Origin of the sequence: Actinoallomurus oryzae, assembly GCF_039541955.1 — a bacterium.
GTDB classification, from domain to species: Bacteria; Actinomycetota; Actinomycetes; order Streptosporangiales; family Streptosporangiaceae; genus Actinoallomurus; species Actinoallomurus oryzae.
Window position 1 is genome coordinate 308,395 of the sequence record NZ_BAABHF010000010.1, and the last position, 26,717, is coordinate 335,111.

A 26,717-nucleotide genomic window follows, 5' to 3' on the forward strand; every position below is an offset into this window, starting at 1 on the left:
CCTCACTTCCCCGCGTGCTGGGTGAACCAGTTCTGGATCACGGCGGCGCTCACGTCCGGCTTCGACTTGACCTTGCCGGTCTGCAGGAAGAAGTCGGCGGTCGACTCGTAGCCCTTCAGGTCGGCGGCGGTGATGTCGCGGACGCCGAAGTCGATCTCCTTGATCGCGGCGATGGTCTGCGCGGTCGGCACCTTCGCGGCCTTCAGTGTCGCCTGCGCGGCGGCCTGCGGATCGCTCTCGGTCAGCTTGGCGGCCTCGTCGATCGCCTGGGCGACCTTGCCCGCCGCGCTCTGGTTGGCGCTCAGCCACTTGTTCCCGGTGATGAGCCACTGCACATAGGACAGACCGTAGTCTCCGGAGGCCTCGACGATCTTCCCGCCGAGCTGCGCGCCCTTGGCCGGCCACGGCTCCCACAGGACGTAGGCGTCGATGTTCCCCTTCTGCAGCAGCGCGGGGATCTCCGGCGGGTCGGCGGTGACGAACGAGACCGTCTTCGGGTCGATCTTCTTGGACTGGAGGAAGCGCGTCGCGGCGAGTTCCGACAGGCCGGGAACGATCGCCATCTTCTTGATCTGTGACGGGTCGCCGATGTTCTTGCGCTCGACGACCTTCAGGTACTTCCCGGAGGACTCGTAGACGAGGAGCGCCCGGAGGTCGGGATTCTGCTGGAGCGTGCCGATCGCCGTCGTGTCCGAGCTACCGGCCATCTGCACCTGGCCGGAGGCGATCGCGTCGACGGCGTCGCCGCCCTTGCCGAACTGCACGACGTCGACGTTGACCCCGTGCTTCGCGAACAGCCCCTTTTCCTGGGCGAGGAAGATGGGCGCGTACGACGGGTCGATGCCGACCGCGAGGCGGATCTTGGGCCCGGCGGCGTTTCCGGCGGCGCCCGCGGAGTCGGTCGTGCCGGCACCGCAGGCGGACATGGTCGTGATCAGTGCGATGGCGGCGGCGACGGCGCGCCATGGGATGTGCCGTGCTTTCAAAGAGCACCTCGATGGCAGTAGGCCGGGGGCCCCGGCGTGGGTTCGACGTTGGCCGAAGTTCGTCGAACCGTAAGGTCGGCGGCACTCACGCCGCATGACCGAAGGTCCACTCACCGGAACGCCGCGGGATCGCCATCCGTGGCGACGCACCGATCTTCACCGGTCTGCTCAGCGAGACGTTTCCGTAGGCAAGACCTCCCCGGCGATCGATCATCTCGTCATCGCTCAGCTGGACATTCGGGAGGACGACCCATGACCGAGCCCGATTCGCCCGGTTCCGAGGGCGGGGGCACCCACCCGGCGGGACGACGGCCCAAGCGGCCAGGACGACAGGACTGGTCGTCCTGGCCCGAGTACGACGCCGCCGCCGCGGGCTTCCGCGGGTACTGGTACCCGGTCACCTGGTCGAGCCACGTGACCGGCAAGCCCCTCGCGGTCACGCTGTGCGGCGAGAAGATCGCGCTGGTCCGCGACGGCGGACAGGTGCACGCCCTGCACGACCGCTGCCCGCACCGCGGGGTTCCCCTGTCGCTCGGCGACCAGCAGTTCCCCGGCACGCTCAGTTGCCCGTACCACGGGTGGACATACCGCCTCGACGACGGCGAGCTGTGCGCGGTCATCACCGACGGGCCCCAGTCGCGCATCTGCGGCAAGGTCCGGGTGCAGACCTATCCGGTGGCCGAACGCCTCGGCATGGTGTGGGTGTACATGCCGCTCGCCGACGAGGAACCGCACCCGATCGACTCGCAGCTGCCCGAGGAGCTCGTCGACAACGCCTTCATGATGGGCGGCCGCATCGAGCCGCGGGCCGGGAACTGGCGGTTCGCCTGCGAGAACGGCTTCGACGAGGGGCACGCGAAGTACCTGCACCGGACGTCGCTGTGGCGACTGTTCAAGGCGATGCCCACCTGGAACATCACGCGCATCGTCCCCGAGGGCCGCTGGATCTACCGGGTGCAGGACGAGGTGCACTGGGAGGCCGACTTCCCCGGCGTGGGCCGGTGGACCGGCAAGCGCTGGTGGAAGATCCAGCCGCCGAAGGAGACCTTCAACCTCGGCAACACCGGCAAGCCGAAGAAGGTCGACCCGGTCATCGAGTCCCGGGAGTTCCCCGGCTTCGCCTCGCTGTCCATGCCGGGCGTGCTGCGCATCGCGTACCCGAAGTTCATCCACTACGAGTTCTACGTGCCGGTCGACGCCGACAACCATCAGTACGTCGGCGTGATGGTCAACTTCACCGAGGGCTGGAAGACGCTCGGCTTCTACGCCAAGTACCTCGGCGCGGTCCGCTGGCTGTTCCACGGCCAGTTCTCCGGCCAGGACGCGTGGATGGTCGACGTGACGGACGCGCCGCCGGAGAAGCTCTACCGCCCCGACGTGTCGCTCACCGCCTGGCGCACCCTCGCCGAAGAGGAGTTCGCCAAGAAGCGGGCCGAGACCGGCGCCAAGTGACCCCTGAGGAGTATCGATGCGACGAACCCTGCTGACCCTCGTCATCGGCGCCGGCCTCGCGGCGGCGGCACCGTGGCTGTGGCGCTGGATCGCCCGTACGAGCAACACCCAAGTCCACCGGATCAACCAGTGACGGGTTTGGAGGGGCTGGACGAGCGGCGCCGGAACCTGGTCGCGGCGGCCTGGAAGCACGTCACCACCACGCGGTTGCGCGAGCTGATCGTCGGCCTCGTGAACGAGCCCAGCCCCACCGGCGGCGAGGGACCGCTGGCCGAGTACATCGCGGGCACGCTCGACGCGTCCGGCATCACCGCGGCGACGCAGCCGCTCGACGACCGGCAGGCCAACGCATGGGGGCGGCTGCACGGCGACGGCAGCGGCCCCGACCTGATGCTGTACGCGCCGATCGACACGCTGACCACCGGCGACGCGGACGAGGACGCGCCGTGGACCGGCCCGGAGCTCCGGCCCGACATGCGGCCCGCCGCCCGCGTCGTGGGCGACCTCGTGGTCGGGCTCGGGGCCTCCAACCCGAAGGGCCACGCCGCGTGCGTGCTGATGGCCGCCGAGGCCATCCACCAGGCCGGACTGCCACTGACCGGGGATCTGCTGGTCGCGTTCGGCGCCGGGGGCATGCCCACGAACGCGCTGTCCGGCAGCGTCCGGCGCAACACCGGCCAGGGCGCCGGCTGCTCGTTTCTCCTGGAACAGGGGCACTGGACGGACTTCGCGGTGATCGCCAAGCCGGGATGGACGGTCTCGTGGGAGGAGGTCGGGCTGGCCTGGTTCGAGGTGACCGTGGGCGGGATCCACACCTATGTCGGATCCCGGCACCGGCTGCCGTACGACAACGCGATCGCCCGCGCGGGCGAGGTCGCCGTACGGCTGGAGCACTGGTTCACCGAGTACGCCGAACGGCACACCGAGGGCACGGTCGCCCCGCAGGGCATCGTCGCCGCGATCGAGGCCGGCCGGCCGCGGATGGCGGCGGTCACCCCGGCCTCCTGCCGCCTGCTGGTGGACCTGCGGCTGAGCCCCCGGACGACGCCGATGCAGGCCAAGCGGGAGTTCGCCGCCGCGCTGGCGGAAATCCGCGCCGAGCTGCCCGGCGTCGAGCTGTCGTCGGAGATGGTCCTGGCCATTCCGGGCACCGCGTCCGATCCGGGCATGTGGGTGTCCCGCAGCGCGATCGCCGCCTGGGAGGCACTGGAGGGCCGCGAGCACGAGGTGATCCGCGGCAACAGCGGCGCCACCGACGCCAACATCCTGCGCAGCCGGGGCGTCCCGACCGTACGGATCGGCATGCCGAAGGTGACCGAGGCGCCCTTCGAGATCGACTTCGCCCTCGGCATGAACACCGTCGACGTCCGCGCGATGGAACGCCTCACCCGGCACCTCATCCGCACGGCGGTCGACACCGTCACCCGCACCCGATCGGAGGTGGGACTGTGACCGAGCGAAGCGAGGGAGTCGAAGACGCGCCCTTGTGGTCACCCCCTCCGACGCCGGGAGGTCGGTCGGGGTGGGTTGGTCGGGCAAAGAAGGAGGGCTCATGACCGAGGTCGTTCTGGGAGTCGGCGCGTCGCACAGCACGCTGATGAACACGCACTGGGAGGAGACGGTCCACAAGGACGAGGCCGGGCGCTTCCGCGACGCCCTGTACGCCGCGCGCGACCGGATCGCCGCGGCGCGGCCGGACACCGTCGTCATCGTGGGTTCCAACCACTTCCGCGGGTTCTGGCTCGACCTCATCCCGAGCTTCACGATCGGGGTCGGCGAATGCGTCGCGAGCGGCGAGTCCGGCACGCCCAAGGGCCCGCAGCCGGTCGACGAGGAGCTGGCCCGGCACGTCGCGGGCACGCTCGTGGACGGCGGCCGCTTCGACGTCGCGTTCTCGGCCCGGCTGCAGATCGACCACGGTCAGTCGCACGCGATCCAGTATTTGCTCGCCGGGCTGGACGTGCGGATCGTGCCCATCGTCGTGAACGTCTTTGCGCCTCCGTTGCCCACCCTCGCCCGCTGCGACGCGCTGGGACACGCGATCCGGGAGGCCGTCGAGGCGTTCCCCGGGGACCGGCGCGTCGCCGTGATCGGCTCCGGCGGCCTGTCGCACCGGCTGCCCTGGCCCGACTGGCGCAGCCCGGACGGCGAGGACGAGGAGTTCATGGTCCGGGCGTGGCTCGACGGGCGGAACAACTGGCAGGACTACGACGTGCGCCGCCGTCAGATCATCCGGGCCGCCCGGGCAGCGATCAATCCGGAGTTCGACGACGAGCTCCTGACCATGGTCGAGAAGGGCGAGCTGCACCGCATCACCACGTACACCACCGAAAGCCTCGAAGAGGTCGCCGGAAACGGTGCGCAGGAGGTACGCACCTGGCTGGTCATGGCCGCCGCGCTCGGCCACGCGCCCGGCCGTCGCCTCGCCTACGAGGTCATCCCCGAATGGCTCACCGGCATGGGCGTCGCCGTCATCGATCCCCACGGAAAGGTTTCTTCATGAGCATCTGGAACGCGCTGGCCGACGTCGACTACCGGCACACCTACGTCGACGCGGGCGGGATCAAGACCCGGGCGCTGCAGGCGGGGCCCGAGGACGGCGAGCACGTCGTCTTCCTGCACGGCACGAGCGGTCACCTCGAGGCGTTCGTTCGCAACATCCCCGAGCACGCTCGGCGGTACCGCTGCCACGCGATCGACATGCTGGGCCACGGGTACACCGGCAAGCCGGACGTCCCGCAGGAGATCCCCGCGTACGTCGACCACCTGATCGCCTACCTCGACGCCGTCGGCGCCGAGCGCGCGCACCTGGTCGGCGAGTCGCTCGGCGGCTGGGTGTCGGCGTGGGCCGCAAGCGAGCACCCGGAGCGAGTCGCGTCGCTGCAGCTGCTGTGCATGGGCGGCACGAAGGTCAACCCGTCGGTGATGGAGCGCCTGAAGAAGACGACGACCGCCGCCTCCCTCGAGGACGACATCGAGCTCACCCGGAACCGGCTGCGGCTGCTGTGGGCCGAATGGGACGAGGAGTTCGGCGACGAGCTCACCGAGGCGCGGTACGCCATCTACCACCGGCCGGACTTCCAGAAGAACCTGCCGAACCTCCTGGCCCTGCAGGAGGTGGAGATCCGCGAGCGCAACCTGCTGCGCCCGGACCGGATGGCCCGGATCACCGCCCCCACCTTGGTCGTCTGGGGCAACAAGAACCCGTTCGGCGACGTCCCCGAGGCACAGGCGATCACCGACGCCATCCCGGGAGCACGGCTGGAGATCTTCAACGAGTGCGGGCACTGGCCCCAGCACGAACAGGCCGCCCGCTACAACCCGCTGAGCCTCGCGTTCCTCGCGGAGGCGTAATGACCGGGGATCCCGAAGGGCGCGGAGGCGCGATGACGGGGCTCCGGAAGGGCGGTGCGGCACGATGACCGGCATCCGGAAGGGCTACGCGGACACGTCCTTCGGGCAGGTCCACTACGCCGAATGTGGGTCCGGCGCTCCCGTGCTGCTCCTGCACCAGACGCCGCGATCCTGGGACGAGTACCGCGAGGTGCTCCCCCTCCTCGGCCGGACGCACCGCGCGATCGCCATGGACACGATCGGCTTCGGCGCCTCGGCGCCGCTCGCCGAGCACCGCATCGAGACCTACGCGGCCGCCGTCGTGGAGTTCCTCGACGCGCTCGGCCTCGAGCGTACGACGCTGGCGGGCCACCACACCGGTGGCGTCGTCGCGGTCGAGGTGGCGGCGCGGGCGCCGGACCGCGTCGAGCGGCTGGTCCTGTCGTCCACGCCGTACGTCGACGCCGCCGCCCGTGAGATGCGGCGGCACCGCCCTGCGATCGACCACGTGGAGATCGATCCCGACGGCTCGCACCTCACCGAGCTGTGGCGGCGCCGACAGCCCTTCTACCCCACCGACCGGCCGGACCTGTTCACCCGGCTGGTCCGGGACGCGCTGGTCCTCGGCCCGGACATCGAGAAGGGGCACGAGGCGGTCAGCGCGTACCGGATGGAGGAGCGCATCGGCCTCGTCCGCTGCCCGGTGCTGTGCGTCGGCGCGTCGGCCGACCCGTTCAGCTTCCCGGAACTGAAGTCGCTGTCGTCACGTTTCGACAACCCGACCATTGCGGTCATCGAAGGCGGCATGGTTCCTTTGATGGAACTACACTCCCCCGAGATAGCTGATCTGATCGCGAGGTTCGCGTCATGACCGTGGTTCCGTTCGCCCGTACCGACCCCGAACCCTCGATCAGCCCCCAGAACGACGCCGACGCGATGAACTCCGTCCTCGGCAAGGCTCGTCTCATCATCGAGGCGTTCACCGCGGAGGACGACGTCCTGTCGCTCGCCGAGCTGGTGCGGCGCTCGGGGGTGGCGAAGGCCAGCGTGCACCGGCTCGCGCAGGAGCTCCTCGAGTGGGGGGTGCTGGAACGGGCCGGCAACCGCTACCGCCTCGGCCTGCGACTCTTCGAGATCGGCCAGCGGGTGCCCCGGCAGCGGACCCTCCGCGAGGCCGCCCAGCCGTACATGGAGGACCTGCTGATCGCCACTCAGGAGGCCGTGCACTTCGCGATCCACGACGGCCTCGACGTGCTGTACGTCGAGAAGCTCATCGTGCACCGCGGCATCAACAAGGAGTCCCGCGTCGCCGGCCGCCTCCCCCTCTACTGCACCGCGACGGGGAAGGTGATCCTCGCCTTCTCCCCGCCGTCCCTGTTCCAGGAGGTCGCGCGCAACGGCCTGCGACCACTCACCCGCAAGACGGTCGTGCAGCCCGGCCTGCTGCGCGCACAGCTGGACAAGGTCCGCGAGGACCGGCTGGCGATCGAGGTCGAGGAGACCCGACTCGGCTACATGAGCGTCGCCGTCCCCGTCTTCAGTGCCCCCACGACGCTCGCGGGGGCACTGTCGATCACGGCACCCACCTGCCGCATGAACGTCGGCCGCTTCAGCGGCGGCCTGCGCACCGCAAGCCTCGGCATCTCCCGCACCCTCCAATCCATGGCCTGACCCATCCCCGACGCCCGGGGTCGACGGGTTCACCTCGCGTAGGCAGGAACCGAGCCGTCCGTGACGGGCCGCCCAGGCGTGGCCACCTGCGGAGGAGCCGAGGCTTCGCCGGTTCAGTGCGCGAGGTAGCCGCCGTCCACCGGCAGTACGGTGCCGGTCAGGTAGCCGGCGTGTTCGCCGGCGAGGAGCAGGAGCGCGGCGGTCAGCTCTCGGGTCTCGCCCCAGCGGCCCATCGGCACCTCCCGGCGCACCATGGCGAGGGCGACCGGGTCGTCGCGGGACGCCTCGTTCATCTCGGTCAGCACCGGCCCGGGAAGCAGGCAGTTGGCGGTCACCCCGGTACCGGCCAGCTCCAGTGCCAGGGACCTGGTCAGCTGGACGACCGCACCCTTCGACGCCGCGTAGCCGGCGCGCTCCGGGGCTCCCACCACGCCGAGTACCGAACCCACCGTTACGATGCGCCCGTAGCCGGCGGCGGTCATCCGCCTGCTCGCCTCCCGCACGGTGTACCAGGTGCCGTAGAAATTGGTCGCCATACAGGCATGGAGCACGTCGGTGTCCAGGTCGGCGACGCTGCCCCGCGCCAGGGTTCCGGCGCTGGTGACCACGATGTCGGGTCCGCCGAGCCGCTCGGCCACCTCGTCGACCATGGCACGTACCTGATCCTGGTCGGAGACGTCGCAGCGTATTCCGATGGTCCCCGGGCCGATCCGCTCGGCGCACGCCGTGGCCCGGTCCGGATCCCGCGAGGTGATCGCGACCCGCGCCCCGGCGTCCGTCATGGCACGCGCGGCCGCGAGCCCGATGCCGGAGGCACCACCGGTGATGAGCGCCGTCCGGCCGGCGAGAGAGAACACGGCGTCTGAACCGTTCACTACCGTACGGCCTGGGTCAGGGTTCGCTTGGCCGAGCGGCCCTCCCGCAACTCGACCGGAGCCGCACCGGTTCCGTCGATCAGCCGGGCATCGGCGAACACAGTGGGCCGTGCCCTGTCTTCCGTCATTTCCTACTCCGATTCTGCGCCAGGCGCGGCGGTCAGGAGATGTGCACCTCGACGGTGCCGGTGGCGCAGACGGTGCCGTCGGCGGCGGTCTCGGTGAGGGCGAGTTCGACGAGGTGGCCGTCGTCGGCCTCCCGTACGGTGCGCACCGTCGCCGAGCAGGTCAGGGGCACGTCGGCGTACGCGGTCGCGTGGTTACGCCACTCGACGCGGTGCAGCACCGCGCCATGACCGGCCCAGCGCAGCACCGTACGGGCGAACATCTCGCCGTGCATCGTCGACTGCACCACGACGTCGGGGAACCCCTCGTGGCGGGCATGCTCCTGGTCGTAGTGGATCCGGTGGGAGTTCCAGCTCACCGCGCTGAAGCGGAACAGCCGGACACGCGTCGGCGTGAACTCCAGCGGCGGGCACACCAGGCCCGGTTCAAGCTCCATCGCCGTCTCCCAGCACGATCACCGACTCGTCCGACACCACCAGTGGCGTCCCGGAGTCGTCGAAGTACTCGGTGCGCAGCCCAAGGATGACGAAGTCCCCGGCCTTGCCGCGCTTGCGGTCGGCGCCGGTCAGGGAGCGCTCGGCGTTGATCGTCATGCCGGCCCGCACCGGGGCGAGCAGCCGTACGGCCTGCCCGCCGTGGACCTGCCGGACCGGCAGCCCTTCGGTGCAGGGTGACTCCTGCGCGCCCAGCCCGTCCGGTCGCAACTCGTCTTCGGGCGGGCCGTCCTCCCAGCTGAGGATGCCGGTCAGGAACATCGGCGGCGCGATGACCGGACGGCCCGCCGCCTCCGCCGCGCGGGCGGCGACGGCGTACTCGTCGTCGCCGACCGCGATGGCGTACCGGCACAGGTCCCGGACCGTGACCTCGCCGAGGCGCACGCGTTCGGTCCGGCCGCGCAGCCGGGCTGCGCGGGCGCGGACCTCCTCCAAGGGATCGCCGGTCATGAGTCCTCCTTCGTCGGAGGGCGTGACCGCAGGGGCGCGTTTTTTGATTCCCTCGCTTCGCTCGGTCATGAGTCCTCCTTCGTCGGAGGGCGTGACCACAGGGGCGCGTTTTTGATTCCCTCGCTTCGCTCGGTCATGAGACGTACTTCTCGTACCAGCCGCGGAGCATCACGGTCTTGAGGTCGGGTCGTGTCTTGATCAGCTTCTGCCCGAGGAGGAAGTCGAGCTCCTTGCCCGCGGAGGTGTAGTCGGCGTCCGTGAAGCCCCGGGCCGTGAAGTTGATCTCGGGAAGGACCTTGGCGGTCTGGTCGGCGGGCAGTTTCACCTGTTTTTGCGTCGCCTCGGCGGCCGCCTTCGGGTCCTTCGTCACGACCTGGTCGGCCTGGGCAACGACCTTGAAGATCTTGCCGGCCGTGTCGTCGTGGCCGCTCAGCCACTTCTGGTCGGCCAGGAGCCACTGGACGTACCCGACGCCGAAGTCACCGATCCGGCCCGCGAGGTGGCCGCCGGCCTTCACGCCGTTGGCCGCCCACGGCTCGAACAGGATGTACCCGTCGATCGACCCCCGGCCGAGCATGCCCGGCATGTCCGGCGGAGACCCCTTGACGATCTTGATGCTGTCGGGGTCGATGCCGTTGTGCTTCAGGTAGGCGTGGGTGGCGTACAGGCCGAGGCCCTGGATGGAACCCATGGTCTTGATCTGTTTGGGCGAGTCGATGCCCTTGCGCAGGACGACCTTGAGGTAGCGGTCGGAGGACTGGAAGACGCCCATCGAGCGCAGGTTCGCGTTGTTCGCCATGAGCGGCAGGGCGGTGGAATCGGCGTTCGCGGAGATCTGGGCCGTCCCCGCGACGACGGCCTCGGCGGCGGCCGGTCCGCCCTCGACCTGCATCAGCTGGACGTTCACCCCGGCCTTGGCGAACATGCCGCGTTCCACCGCCAGGTAGAGCGGCGCGTACGACGGGTCGACGCCGACGGCGATGCGGATGACCGGGCCCTTGGCGCCGGCGTTCGCCGCTCCGGCATCCGTCGTCCCCGCCGTACACGATGCGGCCAGGACCAGCGCGGCTCCGGCGATGACAGCGGTGGCGGCGCGCCGCACCACGGGTTTCATGACGTCTCCTCGGCGAGTTCGAGGGCGATCTGGGTGATCTGGTCCTCCTGGCCGCCGACCAGCCGGCGTTCGCCGCAGCGCAGCAGGATCTGGGCCGGGTCGACGCCGTAGCGTTCGGCGGCGCGGGACGCGTGCCCCATGAAGGAGGAGTAGACGCCGCCGTACCCCATCGCCAGGGAGAGACGGTCGACGACGCACTCGCGGTCCATGATGGGCCGGACGACCTCCTCGGCGACCCGCATCATGCCGAACGTGTCGATGCCGGTGCTCAGGCCGAGCCGGTCGCAGACCGCGACGAGCGCCTCGGTCGGAGTGTTCCCGGCGCCGGCGCCGAGGCCGCGCGTGCACCCGTCGACCTGCACGGCGCCGGCGCGGAAGGCGAACATCGTGTTCGCGACGGCCAGGGAGAGGTTCTGGTGGCCGTGGAAGCCGATCTGCGCCTCCCCGCCGATCTCGGCGATCATCGCCTCGACCCGGTCGGTCACCTCGTCGAGGATGAGCGCCCCCGCCGAGTCGGTGACGTACACGCACTGGCAGCCGGCGTCGACCATGGTGCGCGCCTGCCTGGCCAGGTCCTCCGGGCTGAGGCGGTGCGCGAGCATGAGGAAGCCGACCGTCTCCAGGCCCATCTCGCGCGCCAGCCCGAAGTGTTGTTCGGAGATGTCGGCCTCACTGCAGTGGGTGGCGATGCGGATCACCGAGACGCCCAGGTCGTGCACGGCCCGGATGTCGTCCTTGGTGCCGACTCCGGGCAGCATCAGCGCGGCGATCTTCGCCTGTCGCGCCTCGGCGACCGCCGCCTTGATGAGGACCCGCTCGTCGGTGCCCGACCTGCCGTACACGTAGGACGAGCCGCCGAGCCCGTCGCCGTGGGTCACCTCGATGACCGGCACACCGGCCGCGTCGAGTTCGCGCACGACGCCGCGGACCTGTTCCTCGGTGAACTGGTGCCGGACGGCGTGGCTGCCGTCCCGCAACGTCGAGTCGGTGACCCGGATGTCGAGACCGTCGCCGTACGCCATCACGCACGCTCCTTCGTCAGCAGGTGCTCCGCGAGGACGTCGCCGACGCGCGCGGCGGCGGCCGTCATGATGTCGAGGTTCCCGGCGTACGGCGGCAGGAAGTCGCCGGCGCCCTCCACCTCGAGGAAGATCGCCACCCGTCGGCGTGCTTCGCCCGACTCGCCTCTCCCGACCAACCCACCCCGACCGACCTCCCGGCCTGCCCCGACCGACCTCCCGTTGTGGTCCGCGTCGAACTGGGGGTCCGACAGCAGCCGGTAGCCCGGCACGTACCCCGCCACCTCGGCGGCGACCTCCTTCACCGACGCCGTGATCGCCGCCTCGTCGGCGTCGTCGGGGATCGAGCAGTAGACCGTGTCGCGCATCAGCACCGGCGGGTCCGCCGGGTTCAGGATGATGATCGCCTTGCCGCGCTTCGCGCCACCGAGTACCTCGATCGCCCGCGACGTGGTGCGGGTGAACTCGTCGATGTTCTGCCGGGTGCCCGGGCCGGCCGACAGGGAGGCGATCGACGCGACGATCTCGGCGTACGCCACCTCGGTGACCCGGGACACCGCGTGCACCATCGGGATCGTGGCCTGCCCGCCGCAGGTGACCATGTTGACGTTGGGCGCGTCCAGGTGCTCGCGCAGGTTGGCGGGCGGCACGACGTATGGGCCGCGCGCCGCCGGGGTCAGGTCGATCGCGCGGATGCCGGCGGCGGCGTACCTCGGGGCGTTCCGTACGTGCACGTAGGCGGAGGTGGCCTCGAAGACGAGGCTTGGCAGCTCCGACTGCGCGAGCAGCCAGTCGACGCCGTCGGCGGAGGTCGTCAGGCCCTCCTTGGCGGCTCTCGCCAGTCCCGCGCTGGCGGGGTCCACCCCGATCATCCAGCGCGGCTCGACCAGGTCCGAGCGGAGCAGCTTGTAGAGCAGGTCGGTGCCGATGTTGCCGGATCCGACGATCGCGGCCGAGATCTTCGTCATCTGCGTCTCCCTGTCAGCCGAAGGTCACCGTGACCGGGCCGAGCACGTCGAAGTCGGCCGTCACGACGTCGCCCGCCACCACGTCCACCGCTCGCGTGCAGGCACCGGGGAGCACCACGTGCCCTGGTTCCAGGGACACGCCCCGCTCGCCGAGGGTGTTGGCGAGCCAGCCGACCGCGGCGGCCGGGTTGCCGAGCACCGCCGACCCCGGTCCGCGGTCGACGAGCTCGCCGCCCTTGAGTAGCCGCCCCTCGACGCGTTCCAGGTCCACGTCGCCGACCGGCACCCGGCGCTCGGAAAGCACGACGCCGGCGCTGCTGGCGTTGTCGGCGACGGTGTCGGCGAGTGTGATCCGCCAGTCGGCGACCCGGCTGTCGACGATCTCGATCGCGGCGCGCAGGTGGTCGGTGGCCGCGAGAACGTCGTCGACCGTGACGCCCGGCCCGCGCAGTTCGTTCCGGAGGACGAACGCGATCTCGATCTCGGCCTTCGGGGCGAGGAGGTCCGCCGCCGTCACCTTGCCGCCGTCCTCGATGAACATCGACGCGAAGAGCACGCCGTAGTCCGGCTGGTCGACGCCGAGCATCCGCTGCATGGCGGCGGAGGTGAGCCCGACCTTGTGGCCGCGCACCGTCTCCCCCGCGGCGATCCGCCGCCGCGTGTTGATCAGCTGGATCTCGTACGCGTCGGCCGTATCCAGGCCGGGCCAGGTCTCGGTCGGCGGCGGGATCGCCACACGGTCCCGCTCGGCGGCGACCAGTGCCCGCGCCGCCTCGGCGAGCACCTCACCAGGTACGGTCATGTTCGTTTCCCTCCTGTCACGCGGCGACGATTCCAGCCGCCTTCCGGCCTGGACAGCCGATCGTCCTGCTCAGCGGACCACCGTTTGTCAGTGCAGGTGGATGCCGCTGACGCTGGACAGGACGGCGACCAGCACGAAGAGGAAGGCGAACAGCAGGACGGGGTGGGGGAGCTTGTCGCCGGCCCATTCAACGCCCCTGGCAGGAGGTGGACGCGTGGCTGCTCTCCCTGCTCGGCACCGACGGCCGCATGTCGATCGGCGATCTGGCGGCTCGCGAGCCGGGTGTTCCGCTTAGCGGACCGAATCCGCCCGTTCCTCGCCGCGCCGAACCGCCCGTGAGCCGACCGTCCTGCTCACCGGACCGGATCCGTTGGTGAGGCGCGCCGCCGTCCTTACCGTCACCGTCATGAGCACGCTTGCCGAGATCTCGATGCCAACGGACGACAGCCCGCCGATCGAGGTCGACATCCTGATCGTCGGCGCCGGCCCGGCCGGTCTGTACGGCGCGTACTACGCGGGCTTCCGCGGGCTGCGGGTGGCGGTCATGGACGTGCTTCCCCAGCCGGGCGGCCAGATCACCGCCATGTACCCGGAAAAGCCCATCTACGACATCGCGGGCCTGCCCTCGGTGCGCGGCCGTGACCTGGTCGACAACCTGCTGGCGCAGGCGGCGCCGTACGGACCGGAGTACCTGCTCGGTCACCAGGCCGTCGACCTGAGCTACGACGACGACCGGCCCGTCGTCCGCAGCGTCCAGGGCGCGACCGTACGCGCCGGGGCGGTCATCGTCACCGGCGGGATCGGGACGTTCACCCCGCGGCCGCTGCCCGCCGCGCGCTCGTTCGACGGGCGGGGGCTCGTCTATTTCGTGCGGCGGCTCGCCGACCACACCGACCAGGACGTCGTGATCGTGGGCGGCGGGGACAGCGCCTTCGACTGGGCCGACAGCCTGGCGCCCCTGGCCCGCTCGGTCACGATCGTCCACCGCCGCGACCGGTTCCGGGCGCACGCCGCGACCGTCGAACGCGTCCGGGAGGCGGGTGTCGAGATCCTCGTCAACAGCGCGGTGACGGCCGCGGCAGGCTCGGACGGCCTGGAGACCGTGCAGGTCACTCACCTGCCGGACGGGACGACGCGGGAGCTGAAGGCGCAGACCCTCATCGCCGCGCTGGGCTTCACCGCCGACCTCGGGCCGCTGCTCGGCTGGGGCCTCGAACTCCGATCGCGGCGGATCACGGTCGGCACCGACATGGCCACGAACCTGCCCCGCGTGTACGCCGCGGGCGACATCACCGACTATCCCGGCAAGGTCCGGCTGATCGCGGTCGGCTTCGGCGAGGTCGCCACGGCGGTCAACAACGCCGCCACCGTCATCGACCCGGAGGCCGAACTGTTCCCAGGGCACTCCACGGACGGCCCCGCAGAAAGGAAATGAGATGGCCTACGTCATCGGCGCGGCGTGCGTCGACGTCATGGACCGGTCGTGCATGGAGGAATGCCCGGTCGACTGTATCTACGAGGGAGCGCGCAAGCTCTACATCCACCCGGTCGAGTGCATCGACTGCGGCGCCTGTGCGGAGGTCTGCCCGGAACAGGCGATCTCCGCCGACCGGGCCGCCGATCCGGACCACCGGCTGGACAACCGGCGGTTCTTCGAGGAGCCGCTGCCCGGGCGTGAGGAGCCCGTCGGCTCGCCGGGAGGCTCGGCGAAGATCGGCCCGGTCGGTGCGGACACCGCGATGATCAAGGCGGGCTGACATGCGCATCGGAATCCGTCTGCCTCCCTGCCGCCCGGTGGACGAGGTGGCCGAGGCCGCGAGGCGGGCCGAGGAACTCGGCTTCGACGACGTCTGGGTGCCCGACTCCCAGACCCTGTGGCGCGACGCCTACGCCACGCTGGCCTGCGCGGCTCTGCGCACCGAGCGGGTCCGCCTCGGGACGGCGGTCACCAACGTGGTGACCCGGCATCCGAGCGTCGTCGCCGCCGCCGCGCGGACCATCGCCGAACTCGCTCCGGGCCGCTTCGTGCTGGGGGTCGGCGTCGGCAACAGCTCCGTCGAGCCCGTCGGCCTCCGCTCCTCCACCACCGCGGAGCTACGCGCGGGCGTGACCGGACTCCGCGACACGCTGCCGGGGATCCCCATCCACGTCGCGGCCAGCGGACCGCGCAACCTCGCGCTCGGCGGTGAGCTGGGCGACGGCGTGATCCTGCTCGCGGGGGCCTCGGCGGCCCGCGTCGAGGAGGCGCTGACCATCGTCGGCCGCCACGGCACGTCGCCCGAAGTGACGGTCTCCGCCTTCTGCCACGTCACCGACGACCTCGAACGTGACGCGCCCGCGCTGAAACCGGTGTGCGCGGCGATGGCCCAAAAAGGCGGCGGCGCCGCCCTCGCCGCCGCCGGCATCGAGGTGCGCGTCCCACGGCAGGTGCCCGAGGTCCGCCCCGACCTGCTGCACGCGGAGAACTGGGAGCACGCCGTCGAGGTCTGCTCCGCATGGGTGAGCGACGCCGACGCCGTTCGGTTCGCCGAGGAGTTCTGCCTGTACAGCTCCGTGGAACGGATCGCCGACCGGATGGCCGGCCTGAAACGACTCGGAGTCACCGGCGTTCTGCTCCAGCACGTCGGCTCCTACACCCTCCCCCACGAAGTGATGGAATCGCTCGGAAAGGTGCTCGCGTGATCCGTGTCCTGGAGATAGGCGACTACGCCGCGCCGGACGCCGGGCGCATGCTCGTCGGCCTCGGCGCGGACGTCACGATCGTCGAACCGCCCGATGGCGTCGCGGCCCGCCGCACGGACCCCGTCGGGTTCGCGCACCGGGCGGCCGGGAAGTCCTCCGTCCGGGCGGAGGACGCCATCGAGCTCGCGCCCGGGTGCGATGTGGTCCTCGACGGAACGTGGGGCGGTCCTCTTTCTCAGGTCGCAGGCGACCTGGTGGCGGCAGCCGGGCGCGGGGTCGTCCACGTCGTGCTGACGCCGTACGGAGACGCCGGCCCGGCCGCCGACTGGGCGGCGACCGACCTCACCGTCGCCGCTGCGGGCGGCATGCTCGCACTGATCGGCCGGCCCGACCGCCCGCCGCTGCGCCCGTACGGCGAGCAGGCGGACCAGCTCGCCGGGCTGAACGCCGCGATCGCGACCCTGATCGCCGCACGCGCGGGCGGCGGGCAGCGTGTGATCGTCTCCGGGCAGGCCTCGGTCGCCGCCAGCCTGGAGTTCGGTGCGATCACCTACATCCACACCGGCCGGGTTCCGGAGCGTACGGGCAGCACGCACCCGATGGCGCCGCACACGCTGTTCGCCACGGCGGACGGCCTCATCGCCGGTGGCCTGGGCGGCAGCCCACGGATGTGGGACGCCACACTCGCCTGGCTCACCGAGAACGGCACGGCGGGCGACCTGGTCGACGAGCGGTGGCAGGACCCGGTGTACCGGGTCCGGCACCGCGAGGAAATCTTCGACCGGCTCGCCGACATCGTCGGCGAGATGAAGCGTGACCAGCTCTTCCACGAAGGACAGGCACGGCGGCTCCCCTGGGCCGCGGTGCTGCGCCCGGAGGAGCTGACGGGCAACGCCCAGCTGGTCGAGCGCGGATTCTTCGTCGACGTCACGACACCTGTGGGCCCGGCGCGCGACGTGGGCTTCGCGGCCCGCGTCGGCGGAGCGGCCCCGCCGACCCGGCTACAGGTCCCCGAACCCGGCGAGCAGGCCGCCCGGGCGGCCGCCGAACGGGCACAGGACGCCGCGTCGGCCGAACCCACCACCTCGGCGACCGCCGAACCGCGGGTGCGGGACGCCGCGCCGGTCCTGCCGCGGCGCGGCGCCCTGGAAGGGATCCGGGTCCTCGACCTCACCTGGGTGCTCGCCGGGCCGTACGCGACCAAGACCCTCGCCGACCACGGCGCGGAGGTCATTAAGATCGAATCGCGGCACCGGCCCGACCCGACCCGCTTCTCCCCCGGGTTTCACCTCTCCCGGTCCGACGAGACCGACCCCGACACGAGCGGCTACTTCAACAACGTCAACCGAAACAAGAAGAGCGTCACCGTCAACCTGCGTACGCAGGAGGGCCGTGACCTCGCGCTCCGGCTCGCCGCGCACTGCGACGTCGTCGTGGAGAACTTCGCGGCGGGCGTGCTCGACCGGCTCGGGCTCGGCTACGACCGGCTGCGCCAGGTCCGCGAGGACATCATCGTCGTGAGCATGTCGGGCATGGGCCACACCGGCCCATGGCGCGACTACGTCTCCTACGCCGACGCCGTCTCGGCGCTGTCCGGCTGGACGGCGCTCACGGGAGAGCCGGGCGAGCAGCCGGTCGGCGTCGTGTACGGCCTGGCCGACATCATCGCCGGCCATCATGCCGCACTGGCCGCACTGGCCGCACTGGCCGTACGCGACCGCACCGGCTCGGGGCAGCACGTCGACATGGCCCAGTTGGAGACGGCGGCCGCTCACCTGGGTGACGCGATCCTGCGCGCGGACCGCGGCGAGACCGTCGAGCCGCTCGGCAACCGGCATCCGCGGATGGCACCGCACGGGGTGTTCCCCTGCCTCGGCGACGGCACCTGGGTGACCATCGCGGTCCGGACGGACGAGGAGTTCGCCCGTCTGGCAGCCGTCGCCGGCCTACCCGACGACCCGGGCTGGGCGACCCTGGCCGGACGCCAGGCGGACGAGTCCGCGTTGGAGAAGCACGTCGCCGCCTGGACGCGGTCCCGGTCCGCCGAGGCGATCGCGGAGATCCTGCAGGGCAACGGCGTCCCCGCCTACCCCCTGCGCGACGGCCGTACGCTCGTCGAGCACGACGCCGCGCTGCGCGCATGGGAGTTCTACGTACCGCTCCGCCACCCGGCGGCGGGCACCTTCCTGCACGAGGGGCTGCCGGCGCGGCTCACCCGCACGCCGGGCAGCGTGCACACGCCAGCGCCGCGCCTGGGCGAGCATACGGCCGAACTGCTCGCCGGCCTGCTCGGCTTGGACGAGACCGAGCAGGCGGTGCTGCGCGGGGGCGGCGTCCTGGAGTGATGCCGCCGGCAGGTGCGCCAGGACGCGGTCCTGTCAAAACAGCCCGCGTCCACCTTCCACAGCCCTCCACGCTGTGCCTCAGGCATCGCGCGACCGGCACACCCGCGTTCAGGAGCAGCGTCGCAACGGCGCGGCGAACGGGGGGAACCGTTGTGGCCGGCACCCGCGTGATGGGGACATCGGCAATATTCGGATCATGTCCAGACATGTCACTTCTTGTTACGCGACAGCCACGGAACCGTTAGTCTTCCTCCTCGTGATCATGAGACTCACCATCCAGAGCCGGTGCAGATATCGGTGAGGCCCGCGACACAGCATCCTCGGATACGGCGGTGCTTCGGCCCGCGTCAGGAGCCGGTCTCGGCGGCCTTAGGTTTCCTCTGTCTTGCGAGCCGATGAGGATTTGATCGATGTCAGCGGCCCTTTCAGCTCGTCACCGCGCGGAACTCCAGCCGATGGATCGGGCGGTGCTCATCCTGCTGGTCACGCTGGTCGTTACCGGTGGCGGGTGTTTTGCGGCGACCGCAGCCACCCAGCCGGCGTATCGGACTGTCGTGGTCATGTTCACCGGAGTGGCGGCGGCCGTGGTCTGTGCCGCGGTCGCGGTCGCGGCCTATTTCCTCCATGACGCACGCGCGCTGCGCAAGCGCATCGAGGTGATGGAGTCCGACATCGCACGTCTGGCCGATGATGTCCTGCCGGCGATGGTGAAGCGTCTGCGCGAGGGCGCGTCGGCGGACACCGTTCTGGCGGAGATCGCCCTCCCGGCGGACGAGGCGCAGCGGCGCGTGCTTCGCACCGCGGCCCGGGAGGTCGGCCGGGGTGAACGTATGCGGGACGCCGCGATGGCGGCCTGTGCGAACGCCGCGGCCCGGGTTCAGGCCCTGGCGACCAGCATGCTCGCCGACCTGCGCGAGATGGAGCACCGTCACGGCGAAGAGGTCCTCGGTGACCTTTTGCGGCTGGACCACAGCACCGCCCAGGCGGGCCGGCTGGCCGACAGCATCGCCGTGCTGACCGGGGCACGTTCGGGGCGGCGCTGGACCAAGCCGATCGTGATGGAAAGCGTTCTGCGTGGTGCGGTCGGCCGTATCAGCGCGTACCAGCGGGTGCGCGTGCACTCGACCAGCACCGTCGCGGTCGCCGGGTACGCCGCCGAAGGTGTGATGCACGCGCTTGCCGAGTTGATGGACAACGCCACCATTTTCTCGCCTCCCTCCGACCTGGTGTACGTGTACGTCGAGGAAGTACACGCGGGCGTCATCGTCACGATCGAGGACGCCGGCCTGGCGATGACTCCCGCCGCACTCGAACGAGCGAGGCGGGCGGTCTCCTCCGAGCCTCTCGACCTGACGACGCTCTCGGGAACACGGCTGGGGCTCGCGGTGGTGGGCTGCCTGGCGCGCAAGCACGGCCTGACCGTGTCTTTCCGACCCTCCTCACGCGGCGGCACCGGAGCCGTGGTCCTGCTCCCGCAGCAGCTCATCACACAGGTGTCAGGTGATGTCGCCGTTACGCGTCCGGCCGCCGCGACGCGCGTCGGCGGGCCTGTACGTACGGGCGGCGCCACCGCCTCCCGCCCAGCGCGAGAGGTGGCGCCCATGGAGGCGGAGACCTCGGAGCAGGACCTCCGGTCCGGGGCGAACGGTTCCTCTCGGCTGCCCCAACGCCGACGGGGGCAGACCTACTCCTCGTCCGCCTCCGCGAAGCCGGCCGCGTCGAGGCCCGTTACCGCGAAGCGAACCGCCGATGCGGGAGCGCGATTCCGTGCCTTCCGGCAGGCGGCCCGCGGTCAGGCAGCCGCGTCCTCCCCGGACGGCACCGACGACGGCAATGACCGCTGACGGTCCGGGCCTGGCCACACAACAGATTGGAGGCGGGGCGGGGACCTTCCAGTCCGAAATCATCGGATTCTCGCCCATATCCCTATGAAAACCGCAGATCGCGCGCTCGACTGGTTGCTGGAGAATCTACTCGCGCGGACGCCGGGGACACGCCATGCCCTGGTTCTGTCGAGTGACGGGCTGAAGCTGTGCCACACGTCCGGACTGACCGTGGACCAGGCCGACCAACTGGCCGCCATCGCATCGGGCATCCAGAGCCTCGCCCATGGCGCGTCAGCCGAGTTCGGTGATGGCAACGGCGGGGTGCGGCAGTCGATGACCGAATTCCACGGCGGCCTGCTGTTCATCGTGGAGGCCGGAGAAGGAGCCCACCTCGCCGTCATCGCGAGCGACGATGCCGACGTCGGTCTCATCGGTCACAACATGGACGAGTTGGTCGAGCAGCTCGGCGAGCAGCTGGTCGCCGCACCCCGCGAAGGCCGACCGGGCAGCCGGTCATAATGAGCCCGCGGTTCGACGGCGAGGAGCCGGACCGGCTGTACACGGTGACCGGCGGACGCAGCCACGCGGACGAGAACCGGCTCGACATCGTCACGCTGATCGTCAGCGAGTCCGGTCCCGAGCCGGGCATGCAGTCCGAGCACGCCAAGATCCTGGCGATGTGCACCGGTCCGCTGTCGGTCGTGGAGATCTCCGCCGAGCTCGGGCTGCCGGTCACCATCGTGAAGATCCTCCTTGCCGATCTGCTCGACACCGGCCACGTCACCGCTCGCACTCCCGTGCCGACCTCCCGCTGGTCGCAGCTACCCGACGTCGAACTCCTGAAGCAGGTACTCATTGGACTCCAGAACCTCTGATCAGGCCCTCCTCACGCCGTTGCGGAAGACCGCCACCACCGGCCTGAAGATCGTGATCGTCGGCGGGTTCGGCGTGGGCAAGACGACCATGGTCCACTCGGTCAGCGAGATTCGCCCGCTGAGCACCGAGGAGACGATGACGCGAGCCGGCGTCGGAGTCGACGACGCCTCTGACGTGCGGGACAAGACGACGACCACGGTCGCGTTCGACTTCGGGCGGATCAGCCTTAATGACCAGATGGTCCTCTACCTGTTCGGTGCGCCCGGGCAGGAGCGGTTCTGGTTCTTGTGGGACCGGCTGTTTCTGGGGGCCTTGGGAGCGGTCGTCCTCATCGACACCCGCCGCCTGGAGGACTCCTGGTACGCCATCGACCGTCTCGAGCATCAGAAGACGCCCTTCATCGTCGCGTGCAACGACTTCGGCGGACCGGTCTACACGCTGGACCAGGTACGGAACGCACTCGACCTGTCCGCCCACGTCCCGCTCATCAAATGTGACGCACGCCGCCGTGACTCCAGCAAGACCGTGCTGCTCGAACTGGTCAACCACCTTCACGCGCTGTCCGCCACCGCGGAGAACACGCGATAGGACCGATCCGGACCTCTGCCCGGCGTTGGTCACCCCGCCGAAACGAGCGGGCGAGGCCCACAAGACGATACGGAGAAACCTCATGACTGACTCACCGCAGGTGGCAGGTTCCGCACCGCCGGGTTACCCCGACCACGCCGACGCCGTCCCCCTGTACGGGCCGCGCTATCAGACCCGGCCGGTCGAGCTGTACCGGGAGATGAGGAGACAGCACGGTCCGGTCGTCCCGGTCATGCTCCAGGGCGATATTCCCGCCTGGCTCGTCATCGGTTACCGGCAGCTCCACCAGGTGCTGAACGATCCGAAGCTGTTCAGCCGTGACTGCCGCCGCTGGAACGTATGGGACCGGGTCCCGCCCGACTGGCCGTTGATGGCCTTCATCGCCTATCAGCCGTCGGTGCTGTTCACCGACGGGGCCGAACACGAGCGGCACGCCGCGGCGATCAGAAGCGCGCTTTCCGGCGTCGACCAGTTCGAGCTGCGGTTCCAGTGCGAGCGGATCGCCGACGGCTTGATCGACTCGTTCGCCGGCAGCGGCAAGGCCGACCTGATGAACCAGTTCGCCAGCCCCCTGCCGGTGCTCGTCGCAGCTTGGATGTTCGGCCTGCCGGAGGAGGAGGCCCCGGAGCTGGCACGCGACGTGGTCGAGGCGATGAACGGCTCCGCCGAGGCGTACCAGCGGTTCGCCGCCACGATGAATCAGCTCTTGCAGACCAAGCGTGAGAGCCCTGGCCCCGACATCCCTTCACGCATGCTGGCCCACGCCTCGAACCTGACCACCGAGGAGCTCACCCACGACCTCATCATCACCTTGACCGCGGGCCAGGACGCCATGGCCAACTGGATCGGCAACACCCTGCGGCTGATGCTCACCGACAACCGGTTCGCGCTGACGCTGGCGGGCGGACGCCGCAGCGTCGGGCAGGCGCTGAACGAGGTGCTGTGGGAGGACACCCCCGGGCAGAACAGCCTCGGGCGATGGGCGACCCGCGACACCCAGCTCGGCGGGCGGCACATCCGCACGGGCGACGGGATCGTCCTCGGCCTCGCGGGAGCCAACGCCGATCCGGAGATACGGCTGGACCCGCACACCGGCCCCGGAGGAAACCACGCCCACATGGCATTCGCCCACGGTGAGCACCGGTGCCCGCATCCGGCCCCGGAACTCGCCGAGGTCATGGCCCAAACGGCCGTCGAGGTTCTTTTGGACCGGCTCCCGGACACGGTACTCGCGGTCGAGCCCGAGGACCTCGTCTGGCGGCCGTCCATGCAGATGCGCGGCCTGACGGCTCTCCCCGTCACCTTCACCCCCGCCTACGTCGCCGGACGCTGAACCGGCGCTCGATCAAGAACGGAAGCAGGCATGCCACACCTCATCACGCGTCCGCGCTCATACCTGCGGAAGACCGCACACCGGCTGCAGAGCGTGTTCGGCTGTGCCCTTCTCGCGGGTACGGCGATCCTCTCCTCCGCGACCGGCGCACGCGCCACCGAACCTCACGTGGTCGAGTACGGTCCGCTGCCAACGGGGCCGCTCTCGGGCGCCTGTGAGGTGGAGTTCGACCTCAAGGGACGGCTCTGGGTCGAGCAGTACCTTGCCGGCCAGTTCGCCCGGATGGACCCCGCGACCGGCCGGTTCACCGAGTTCAACACGCCGATGCCGCTGTCGGTACCGGGCGGGGAGGAAGTCGGTCAGGACGGGGCGATCTGGTCCACCGAGGTCACAGGCAACAGTCTGCTCCGTATCGACCCCGACTCCGGCGCCATGCGAGAACTCCGCCTCCCCTGGGCGAACGCCCTCAGTGTGAAAGCGCTCGAACTCCCGTTGCACGTGGGCCTGGGCCTGGCGAACGACATCAGCAAGGGCCCCGACAACGCGATGTGGTTCACCCTCGGCGGGCTGAACTCGGTAGGCCGCATCGACATGGCGACCCACACGATGACCAAGTATCAGCTGCCCACGGTCCTCGGCGCCGAGCAGGCACTGTTCGGTATCATCAAGCCGGGCCCGGGCCGCACCATGGTCACCGACATGCCGCTGGAGAACAAGGTCTACTCCATCAACGTCGACACCAAGAAGATCACCTCCTACACGATGCCGACGCCCCTGTCATTCCCCCTCGGCGTCACCACCGGCCCCGACGGCGCCATCTGGGTCACCGAAGAACTGGCGATGAAGCTCGCCCGCATCGACCCCGCCACCGGCAAAATCACCGAATATCCGCTCCTCGGAACGGACGGTCTGCTCAGCGGGCTGCTCAACGGCATCAGCATCGGCAACCCCCTCCCGATCCCCGGCCCGATCGTCACCGGCAGCGACGGCAAGCTGTACTTCCCCCTGAACTTCGCCGGCAGCCTCGGACTGGGCAACCGCATGGCCGGCTTCGATCCGGCAACACACAAGATCGCGACCTACCCGACCCCGTCGTCGCTGTCGAGCCCCTGCGACATCAACAACCAACAACAGGGGTCGATCTGGTTCGCCGAACTCACCGCCAACAAAGTCGGCCAGCTGATCATCTCCTAGCGCCGGCCCGTACAGAGCAACCGTCGCGATCGCTTCGGCAGCCTGTCCGTGCGACAGCTCGGGTCGTATGGGATCCCCGGCGACCACGGCTGTCGCACGGGCCGGTGTCCAGCGCCGTACCTGCGCACATGCCCCGCTCGGCCACGAACTGCTGGAGAGAAGGGCCCGGGACGTACTCAGCCGAATCACCTGCAGAACATGGCAAACCCGAGCTGTCGCGAGGAGGTCGAGCCGGAATCACCGCCTACCGTGCGGATCGACGGGTCAGGCCGGCGACAGTGCACCGGCGGCGACCAGGGCGAAGACTTTGATCACTTCGACAGCGACGTAGCCGAGATGGAGCCGGGACGGCGCGACCTCGCCGCCCGTGATGACGACCGCCGCACGTCGATCCAGCGCGGGACGCAGCACGGTCATCTGGACGATCAGGCAGGCCGCGGCGATGACGGCGGGAACCCACCCGCGGACGTTGACATGTCCCGTGGCCAGCGCGGCCAGAAGGAGAACGGCCAGGGCTGACTCGGCGATGTTCAACGCCTTGAACACCAACCGTCCGATCCCCAGGCCGAGGGGCACGGTGATGCCCGGTGCCCGGAACTTCAGTGGTGTTTCGAGGAAGGAGATCGCGATCACCATCCCGAACCACGTGAAGGCGAGGGCCGCGGCGAGACCGCTCATCTCAGGACCCCTCCGGTTCCGGCTGGGCGCCGGCGCGAGCGGCGGAATCATCGTCGAAGGTGATCAAACACACGCCCGGCCGTACGAAGGGCTGCAACGTGGAAGCGGGCCTGGAGGGGTCGAGACGAGCCAGTAGCTCGGTGAGCAGGCCCTGATGGGCGGCGCACACCACGTCGGGATGGGCGCGGGCGATGTCGCGGAACGGGCAGTCGTGCAACAGCACCCGGCCGTCAGAGGCCGGTTCCGGGTCAAAGCCCATCTCAGTGAACATCCCGGTGACCCGGCGCCGTGCCTCGGCGGACGATGAGGCAGGCGATGGGGTGGTCTCCGGCAAAGAGCCGAGCCGCCGGGCGGCCCAGTCCGCTCCCGCCCGCTCCGCGCGCCGTCTGCGGCGCGCCGGCGTGGTGTCGAAGTGGGCGGCCAGCACGTCGGCGAGTTCCTGGTAGGCCCCACCCGGCGCCCCACCGTTTCTGAAGGCGGGCGCGTAGAGGGTCCGTGGCCGTCCACGGCCGTGCGGCCGCTCCCCGGTGGCGATGACCAGTCCGGCCTCGATCAGTACGTCGAGGTGGAACCGGATCGTGGTCACGTGCTGGCCGGTCGCGGTCGCCAGCGCGCGGGCGTCCAACGGATGCGGGGACGCTCGCAGATGCTCCAGCACCGCGACTCTCGCCGGTAGTGCGAGCGCACCGTGGGCGCGTGCGCGTTCCTGGACGCTCATGCGGACTCCTTGACCGCGGCGACCATAGGCGTGTCGGTGCCGAGACGGCCCAGCTTGGACGCCCCGCCCGGCGAACCGAGCGGCTCGGTACGGCCAGGCAGAACCTCGGTGAAGAACGCGGCGTTGTCCTCCGTGAACGCCGACCACTGCCGCGGCACGTCGTCTTCGTAGTAGATGGCCTCGACCGGGCACACCGGCTCGCAAGCCCCGCAGTCCACGCACTCATCGGGATGGATGTAGAGCGCGCGGGCTCCCTCATAGATGCAGTCGACCGGGCACTCCTCCACACACGCCCGGTCCAGCACATCCACACAAGGCTCCGCGATCACGTAGGTCACCGGACTCCCCCTTCCCTTCAGAGCCTCTTTTTAAAGGACTATAGTCCTCTAAAATCACTCGCGGACGCGGGGGTGGGGACACCCGAGGGCTGGACCTGCCGGGCCGCCGGCGGCTGAACGGCGTGGGGCCGCCCGCCTTCAGGTTCGATCCGTCCGCGAGACTCCTGAGGTGGGGCGAGTTCTGAGATGGGCTCGGCACAGATCGGGCTCCACGAAGGGGTCGAGCCGGTCCACGCTGACCCCGGACCCCCAAGCGTCCATGGCCCCCTGCATCAGTCCGAGGTGGATCGGACAGGTTATCTGCGGCCGGCTCATCGCGAGCTCCAGGAACGGGCAGCTGCGCAGGCCGATCGACGGCAGCCCGCCGGCGTCGCCGCCCTCCTCCACCTCCGGCCCGAAGCCGAGGTCCTCCAGCAGCGTGACCAGGCGCTTCACCGGCTCCTCGGTCGCGCCCGCGGGGTCATGGTGGCTCCGGCCCCAGGCACGGCCCGCCTCGACCGCGCGACCGCTCGGGTCGGGATCCTCACCGAGAGACTGCGTCAGGATTTCGGCGAGGACCCGGTAGCGCCTGGGGGTGTTCGGGTCCATCCGGCGGACCGCGCGGAACAACTGCGGCGGTCGCCCCGGCGAGCGGTGCTCTGGCGTCACTCGTTCGACCTGGCCGTTCTCGGTGAGCACGTCGAGGTGGAAGCGGACCGTGTTCGGGTGGACCCCCACGCGGTCGGCGATCTCGACGATCGACTGGGGCGAGGACGCCTCTCGCAGAACCGCGAGCACGTCCTCGCGCCGTCCCGGCCTGCCTCGCGAGCCCCGCCCGTGGAGCCGGGAGGTCACGCTTCCCCCGGCGGC

At 70.3% G+C, this 26,717-nt stretch carries 29 protein-coding genes; 16 read left to right on the top strand and 13 right to left on the bottom strand.

Annotation, left to right across the window (positions count from 1 at the left end; genetic code table 11):
• Positions 1–2 precede the first annotated feature (2 nt).
• Positions 3–986 carry an ABC transporter substrate-binding protein gene (locus ABEA10_RS06350; protein ID WP_345458616.1) on the bottom strand — a complete coding sequence of 328 codons (984 nt, stop codon included), beginning with the start codon at positions 984–986 and terminating at the stop codon, positions 3–5.
• 252 nt (positions 987–1,238) lie between these two features.
• On the opposite strand from ABEA10_RS06350, the gene ABEA10_RS06355 reads away from it, so the two are divergent.
• The 6 genes from ABEA10_RS06355 (at position 1,239) to ABEA10_RS06380 (ending at position 7,442) form a co-directional block, all read left to right on the top strand.
• A complete protein-coding gene (locus ABEA10_RS06355) occupies positions 1,239–2,438 on the top strand; it encodes an aromatic ring-hydroxylating oxygenase subunit alpha (RefSeq protein WP_345458618.1) in 1,200 nt (399 codons plus the stop codon).
• 129 nt (positions 2,439–2,567) lie between these two features.
• Positions 2,568–3,890: a M20 family metallopeptidase gene (locus tag ABEA10_RS06360; protein WP_345458620.1), complete on the top strand. Its 1,323-nt coding sequence runs from the start codon at positions 2,568–2,570 to the stop codon at positions 3,888–3,890.
• Positions 3,891–3,990: 100 nt separating this feature from the next.
• Positions 3,991–4,941 (top strand): DODA-type extradiol aromatic ring-opening family dioxygenase, encoded by a 951-nt coding sequence (locus ABEA10_RS06365; RefSeq protein ID WP_345458622.1) that lies wholly within the window; start codon positions 3,991–3,993, stop codon positions 4,939–4,941.
• Positions 4,938–5,792 carry an alpha/beta fold hydrolase gene (locus ABEA10_RS06370; RefSeq protein WP_345458624.1) on the top strand — a complete coding sequence of 285 codons (855 nt, stop codon included), beginning with the start codon at positions 4,938–4,940 and terminating at the stop codon, positions 5,790–5,792. Before ABEA10_RS06365 ends, ABEA10_RS06370 begins: the two co-directional genes overlap by 4 nt.
• Before the next feature lie 64 nt (positions 5,793–5,856).
• Positions 5,857–6,642 carry an alpha/beta fold hydrolase gene (locus ABEA10_RS06375; RefSeq protein ID WP_345458626.1) on the top strand — a complete coding sequence of 262 codons (786 nt, stop codon included), beginning with the start codon at positions 5,857–5,859 and terminating at the stop codon, positions 6,640–6,642.
• Positions 6,639–7,442: an IclR family transcriptional regulator gene (locus ABEA10_RS06380; RefSeq protein WP_345458628.1), complete on the top strand. Its 804-nt coding sequence runs from the start codon at positions 6,639–6,641 to the stop codon at positions 7,440–7,442. Before ABEA10_RS06375 ends, ABEA10_RS06380 begins: the two co-directional genes overlap by 4 nt.
• 113 nt (positions 7,443–7,555) lie before the next feature.
• Here the strand turns inward: ABEA10_RS06380 and ABEA10_RS06385 are convergent, their stop codons facing one another.
• The 8 genes from ABEA10_RS06385 to ABEA10_RS06420 form a co-directional block, all read right to left on the bottom strand.
• Positions 7,556–8,317, bottom strand: coding sequence for an SDR family NAD(P)-dependent oxidoreductase (locus ABEA10_RS06385; RefSeq protein WP_345458630.1), 762 nt, complete (start codon positions 8,315–8,317; stop codon positions 7,556–7,558).
• A complete protein-coding gene (locus tag ABEA10_RS06390; RefSeq protein ID WP_345458632.1) occupies positions 8,317–8,445 on the bottom strand; it encodes a hypothetical protein in 129 nt (42 codons plus the stop codon). The genes ABEA10_RS06385 and ABEA10_RS06390 overlap by 1 nt, the downstream gene beginning before the upstream one ends.
• 32 nt (positions 8,446–8,477) lie before the next feature.
• Positions 8,478–8,879 carry a hotdog family protein gene (locus ABEA10_RS06395; protein WP_345458634.1) on the bottom strand — a complete coding sequence of 134 codons (402 nt, stop codon included), beginning with the start codon at positions 8,877–8,879 and terminating at the stop codon, positions 8,478–8,480.
• On the bottom strand, positions 8,869–9,456 hold the full coding sequence (locus ABEA10_RS06400) for an FAS1-like dehydratase domain-containing protein (RefSeq protein WP_345458636.1): 588 nt from the start codon (positions 9,454–9,456) through the stop codon (positions 8,869–8,871). The genes ABEA10_RS06395 and ABEA10_RS06400 overlap by 11 nt, the downstream gene beginning before the upstream one ends.
• A 64-nt stretch (positions 9,457–9,520) precedes the next feature.
• Entirely contained in the window at positions 9,521–10,501 is a 981-nt protein-coding gene (locus ABEA10_RS06405; protein ID WP_345458638.1) for an ABC transporter substrate-binding protein, read from the bottom strand.
• Positions 10,498–11,523, bottom strand: a complete 1,026-nt coding sequence (dmpG, locus tag ABEA10_RS06410) for a 4-hydroxy-2-oxovalerate aldolase (protein WP_345458640.1) — start codon at positions 11,521–11,523, stop codon at positions 10,498–10,500. The genes ABEA10_RS06405 and dmpG overlap by 4 nt, the downstream gene beginning before the upstream one ends.
• Positions 11,523–12,488, bottom strand: coding sequence for an acetaldehyde dehydrogenase (acetylating) (locus tag ABEA10_RS06415; RefSeq protein ID WP_345458642.1), 966 nt, complete (start codon positions 12,486–12,488; stop codon positions 11,523–11,525). The genes dmpG and ABEA10_RS06415 overlap by 1 nt, the downstream gene beginning before the upstream one ends.
• A 13-nt stretch (positions 12,489–12,501) precedes the next feature.
• A complete protein-coding gene (locus ABEA10_RS06420) occupies positions 12,502–13,290 on the bottom strand; it encodes a 2-keto-4-pentenoate hydratase (protein WP_345458644.1) in 789 nt (262 codons plus the stop codon).
• Positions 13,291–13,696: 406 nt separating this feature from the next.
• Here ABEA10_RS06420 and ABEA10_RS06425 point away from each other — a divergent pair, with 406 nt between their 5' ends.
• The 10 genes from ABEA10_RS06425 (at position 13,697) to ABEA10_RS06470 (ending at position 24,134) form a co-directional block, all read left to right on the top strand.
• Complete coding sequence (locus tag ABEA10_RS06425; protein ID WP_345458646.1) at positions 13,697–14,725, top strand: NAD(P)/FAD-dependent oxidoreductase; 1,029 nt, start codon at positions 13,697–13,699, stop codon at positions 14,723–14,725.
• 1 nt (position 14,726) lies between these two features.
• Entirely contained in the window at positions 14,727–15,047 is a 321-nt protein-coding gene (locus ABEA10_RS06430) for a ferredoxin family protein (RefSeq protein ID WP_345458648.1), read from the top strand.
• A 1-nt stretch (position 15,048) separates the two neighbouring features.
• Positions 15,049–15,972, top strand: a complete 924-nt coding sequence (locus tag ABEA10_RS06435; protein ID WP_345458650.1) for an LLM class flavin-dependent oxidoreductase — start codon at positions 15,049–15,051, stop codon at positions 15,970–15,972.
• Positions 15,969–18,317, top strand: coding sequence for a CaiB/BaiF CoA-transferase family protein (locus tag ABEA10_RS06440; RefSeq protein ID WP_345458652.1), 2,349 nt, complete (start codon positions 15,969–15,971; stop codon positions 18,315–18,317). Before ABEA10_RS06435 ends, ABEA10_RS06440 begins: the two co-directional genes overlap by 4 nt.
• 560 nt (positions 18,318–18,877) lie before the next feature.
• A complete protein-coding gene (locus ABEA10_RS06445; RefSeq protein ID WP_345458654.1) occupies positions 18,878–20,161 on the top strand; it encodes a sensor histidine kinase in 1,284 nt (427 codons plus the stop codon).
• Between the two features lie 84 nt (positions 20,162–20,245).
• Positions 20,246–20,662, top strand: a complete 417-nt coding sequence (locus tag ABEA10_RS06450) for a roadblock/LC7 domain-containing protein (protein ID WP_345458656.1) — start codon at positions 20,246–20,248, stop codon at positions 20,660–20,662.
• On the top strand, positions 20,662–21,018 hold the full coding sequence (locus ABEA10_RS06455) for a DUF742 domain-containing protein (protein WP_345458658.1): 357 nt from the start codon (positions 20,662–20,664) through the stop codon (positions 21,016–21,018). The genes ABEA10_RS06450 and ABEA10_RS06455 overlap by 1 nt, the downstream gene beginning before the upstream one ends.
• On the top strand, positions 20,999–21,607 hold the full coding sequence (locus ABEA10_RS06460; RefSeq protein ID WP_345458660.1) for a GTP-binding protein: 609 nt from the start codon (positions 20,999–21,001) through the stop codon (positions 21,605–21,607). Before ABEA10_RS06455 ends, ABEA10_RS06460 begins: the two co-directional genes overlap by 20 nt.
• Before the next feature lie 82 nt (positions 21,608–21,689).
• On the top strand, positions 21,690–22,940 hold the full coding sequence (locus ABEA10_RS06465; RefSeq protein WP_345458662.1) for a cytochrome P450: 1,251 nt from the start codon (positions 21,690–21,692) through the stop codon (positions 22,938–22,940).
• A 30-nt stretch (positions 22,941–22,970) separates the two neighbouring features.
• A complete protein-coding gene (locus ABEA10_RS06470) occupies positions 22,971–24,134 on the top strand; it encodes a Vgb family protein (RefSeq protein WP_345458664.1) in 1,164 nt (387 codons plus the stop codon).
• Positions 24,135–24,398: 264 nt separating this feature from the next.
• On the opposite strand, the gene ABEA10_RS06475 is transcribed toward ABEA10_RS06470, so the two are convergent.
• The 4 genes from ABEA10_RS06475 to ABEA10_RS06490 form a co-directional block, all read right to left on the bottom strand.
• On the bottom strand, positions 24,399–24,812 hold the full coding sequence (locus ABEA10_RS06475) for a hypothetical protein (protein WP_345458666.1): 414 nt from the start codon (positions 24,810–24,812) through the stop codon (positions 24,399–24,401).
• A 1-nt stretch (position 24,813) separates the two neighbouring features.
• Complete coding sequence (locus ABEA10_RS06480; RefSeq protein WP_345458667.1) at positions 24,814–25,530, bottom strand: helix-turn-helix transcriptional regulator; 717 nt, start codon at positions 25,528–25,530, stop codon at positions 24,814–24,816.
• Complete coding sequence (gene fdxA / locus ABEA10_RS06485; RefSeq protein WP_329243193.1) at positions 25,527–25,868, bottom strand: ferredoxin; 342 nt, start codon at positions 25,866–25,868, stop codon at positions 25,527–25,529. Before fdxA ends, ABEA10_RS06480 begins: the two co-directional genes overlap by 4 nt.
• A gap of 138 nt (positions 25,869–26,006) precedes the next feature.
• A complete protein-coding gene (locus ABEA10_RS06490; RefSeq protein WP_345458674.1) occupies positions 26,007–26,702 on the bottom strand; it encodes a helix-turn-helix transcriptional regulator in 696 nt (231 codons plus the stop codon).
• Positions 26,703–26,717 lie beyond the last annotated feature (15 nt).

What these genes read in the sequence shown, in the direction of transcription:
- ABEA10_RS06355 (WP_345458618.1), top strand. Translation starts at nt 1,239, where the DNA reads ATGACCGAGCCCGATTCGCCCGGTTCCGAGGGCGGGGGCACCCACCCG.
- ABEA10_RS06365 (WP_345458622.1), top strand. Translation starts at nt 3,991, where the DNA reads ATGACCGAGGTCGTTCTGGGAGTCGGCGCGTCGCACAGCACGCTGATG.
- ABEA10_RS06370 (WP_345458624.1), top strand. Translation starts at nt 4,938, where the DNA reads ATGAGCATCTGGAACGCGCTGGCCGACGTCGACTACCGGCACACCTAC.
- ABEA10_RS06375 (WP_345458626.1), top strand. Translation starts at nt 5,857, where the DNA reads ATGACCGGCATCCGGAAGGGCTACGCGGACACGTCCTTCGGGCAGGTC.
- ABEA10_RS06380 (WP_345458628.1), top strand. Translation starts at nt 6,639, where the DNA reads ATGACCGTGGTTCCGTTCGCCCGTACCGACCCCGAACCCTCGATCAGC.
- ABEA10_RS06390 (WP_345458632.1), bottom strand. Translation starts at nt 8,445, where the DNA reads ATGACGGAAGACAGGGCACGGCCCACTGTGTTCGCCGATGCCCGGCTG.
- ABEA10_RS06395 (WP_345458634.1), bottom strand. Translation starts at nt 8,879, where the DNA reads ATGGAGCTTGAACCGGGCCTGGTGTGCCCGCCGCTGGAGTTCACGCCG.
- ABEA10_RS06400 (WP_345458636.1), bottom strand. Translation starts at nt 9,456, where the DNA reads ATGACCGAGCGAAGCGAGGGAATCAAAAAACGCGCCCCTGCGGTCACG.
- ABEA10_RS06405 (WP_345458638.1), bottom strand. Translation starts at nt 10,501, where the DNA reads ATGAAACCCGTGGTGCGGCGCGCCGCCACCGCTGTCATCGCCGGAGCC.
- dmpG (WP_345458640.1), bottom strand. Translation starts at nt 11,523, where the DNA reads ATGGCGTACGGCGACGGTCTCGACATCCGGGTCACCGACTCGACGTTG.
- ABEA10_RS06415 (WP_345458642.1), bottom strand. Translation starts at nt 12,488, where the DNA reads ATGACGAAGATCTCGGCCGCGATCGTCGGATCCGGCAACATCGGCACC.
- ABEA10_RS06420 (WP_345458644.1), bottom strand. Translation starts at nt 13,290, where the DNA reads ATGACCGTACCTGGTGAGGTGCTCGCCGAGGCGGCGCGGGCACTGGTC.
- ABEA10_RS06425 (WP_345458646.1), top strand. Translation starts at nt 13,697, where the DNA reads ATGAGCACGCTTGCCGAGATCTCGATGCCAACGGACGACAGCCCGCCG.
- ABEA10_RS06430 (WP_345458648.1), top strand. Translation starts at nt 14,727, where the DNA reads ATGGCCTACGTCATCGGCGCGGCGTGCGTCGACGTCATGGACCGGTCG.
- ABEA10_RS06435 (WP_345458650.1), top strand. Translation starts at nt 15,049, where the DNA reads ATGCGCATCGGAATCCGTCTGCCTCCCTGCCGCCCGGTGGACGAGGTG.
- ABEA10_RS06445 (WP_345458654.1), top strand. Translation starts at nt 18,878, where the DNA reads ATGTTCACCGGAGTGGCGGCGGCCGTGGTCTGTGCCGCGGTCGCGGTC.
- ABEA10_RS06450 (WP_345458656.1), top strand. Translation starts at nt 20,246, where the DNA reads ATGAAAACCGCAGATCGCGCGCTCGACTGGTTGCTGGAGAATCTACTC.
- ABEA10_RS06455 (WP_345458658.1), top strand. Translation starts at nt 20,662, where the DNA reads ATGAGCCCGCGGTTCGACGGCGAGGAGCCGGACCGGCTGTACACGGTG.
- ABEA10_RS06465 (WP_345458662.1), top strand. Translation starts at nt 21,690, where the DNA reads ATGACTGACTCACCGCAGGTGGCAGGTTCCGCACCGCCGGGTTACCCC.
- ABEA10_RS06470 (WP_345458664.1), top strand. Translation starts at nt 22,971, where the DNA reads ATGCCACACCTCATCACGCGTCCGCGCTCATACCTGCGGAAGACCGCA.
- ABEA10_RS06475 (WP_345458666.1), bottom strand. Translation starts at nt 24,812, where the DNA reads ATGAGCGGTCTCGCCGCGGCCCTCGCCTTCACGTGGTTCGGGATGGTG.
- ABEA10_RS06480 (WP_345458667.1), bottom strand. Translation starts at nt 25,530, where the DNA reads ATGAGCGTCCAGGAACGCGCACGCGCCCACGGTGCGCTCGCACTACCG.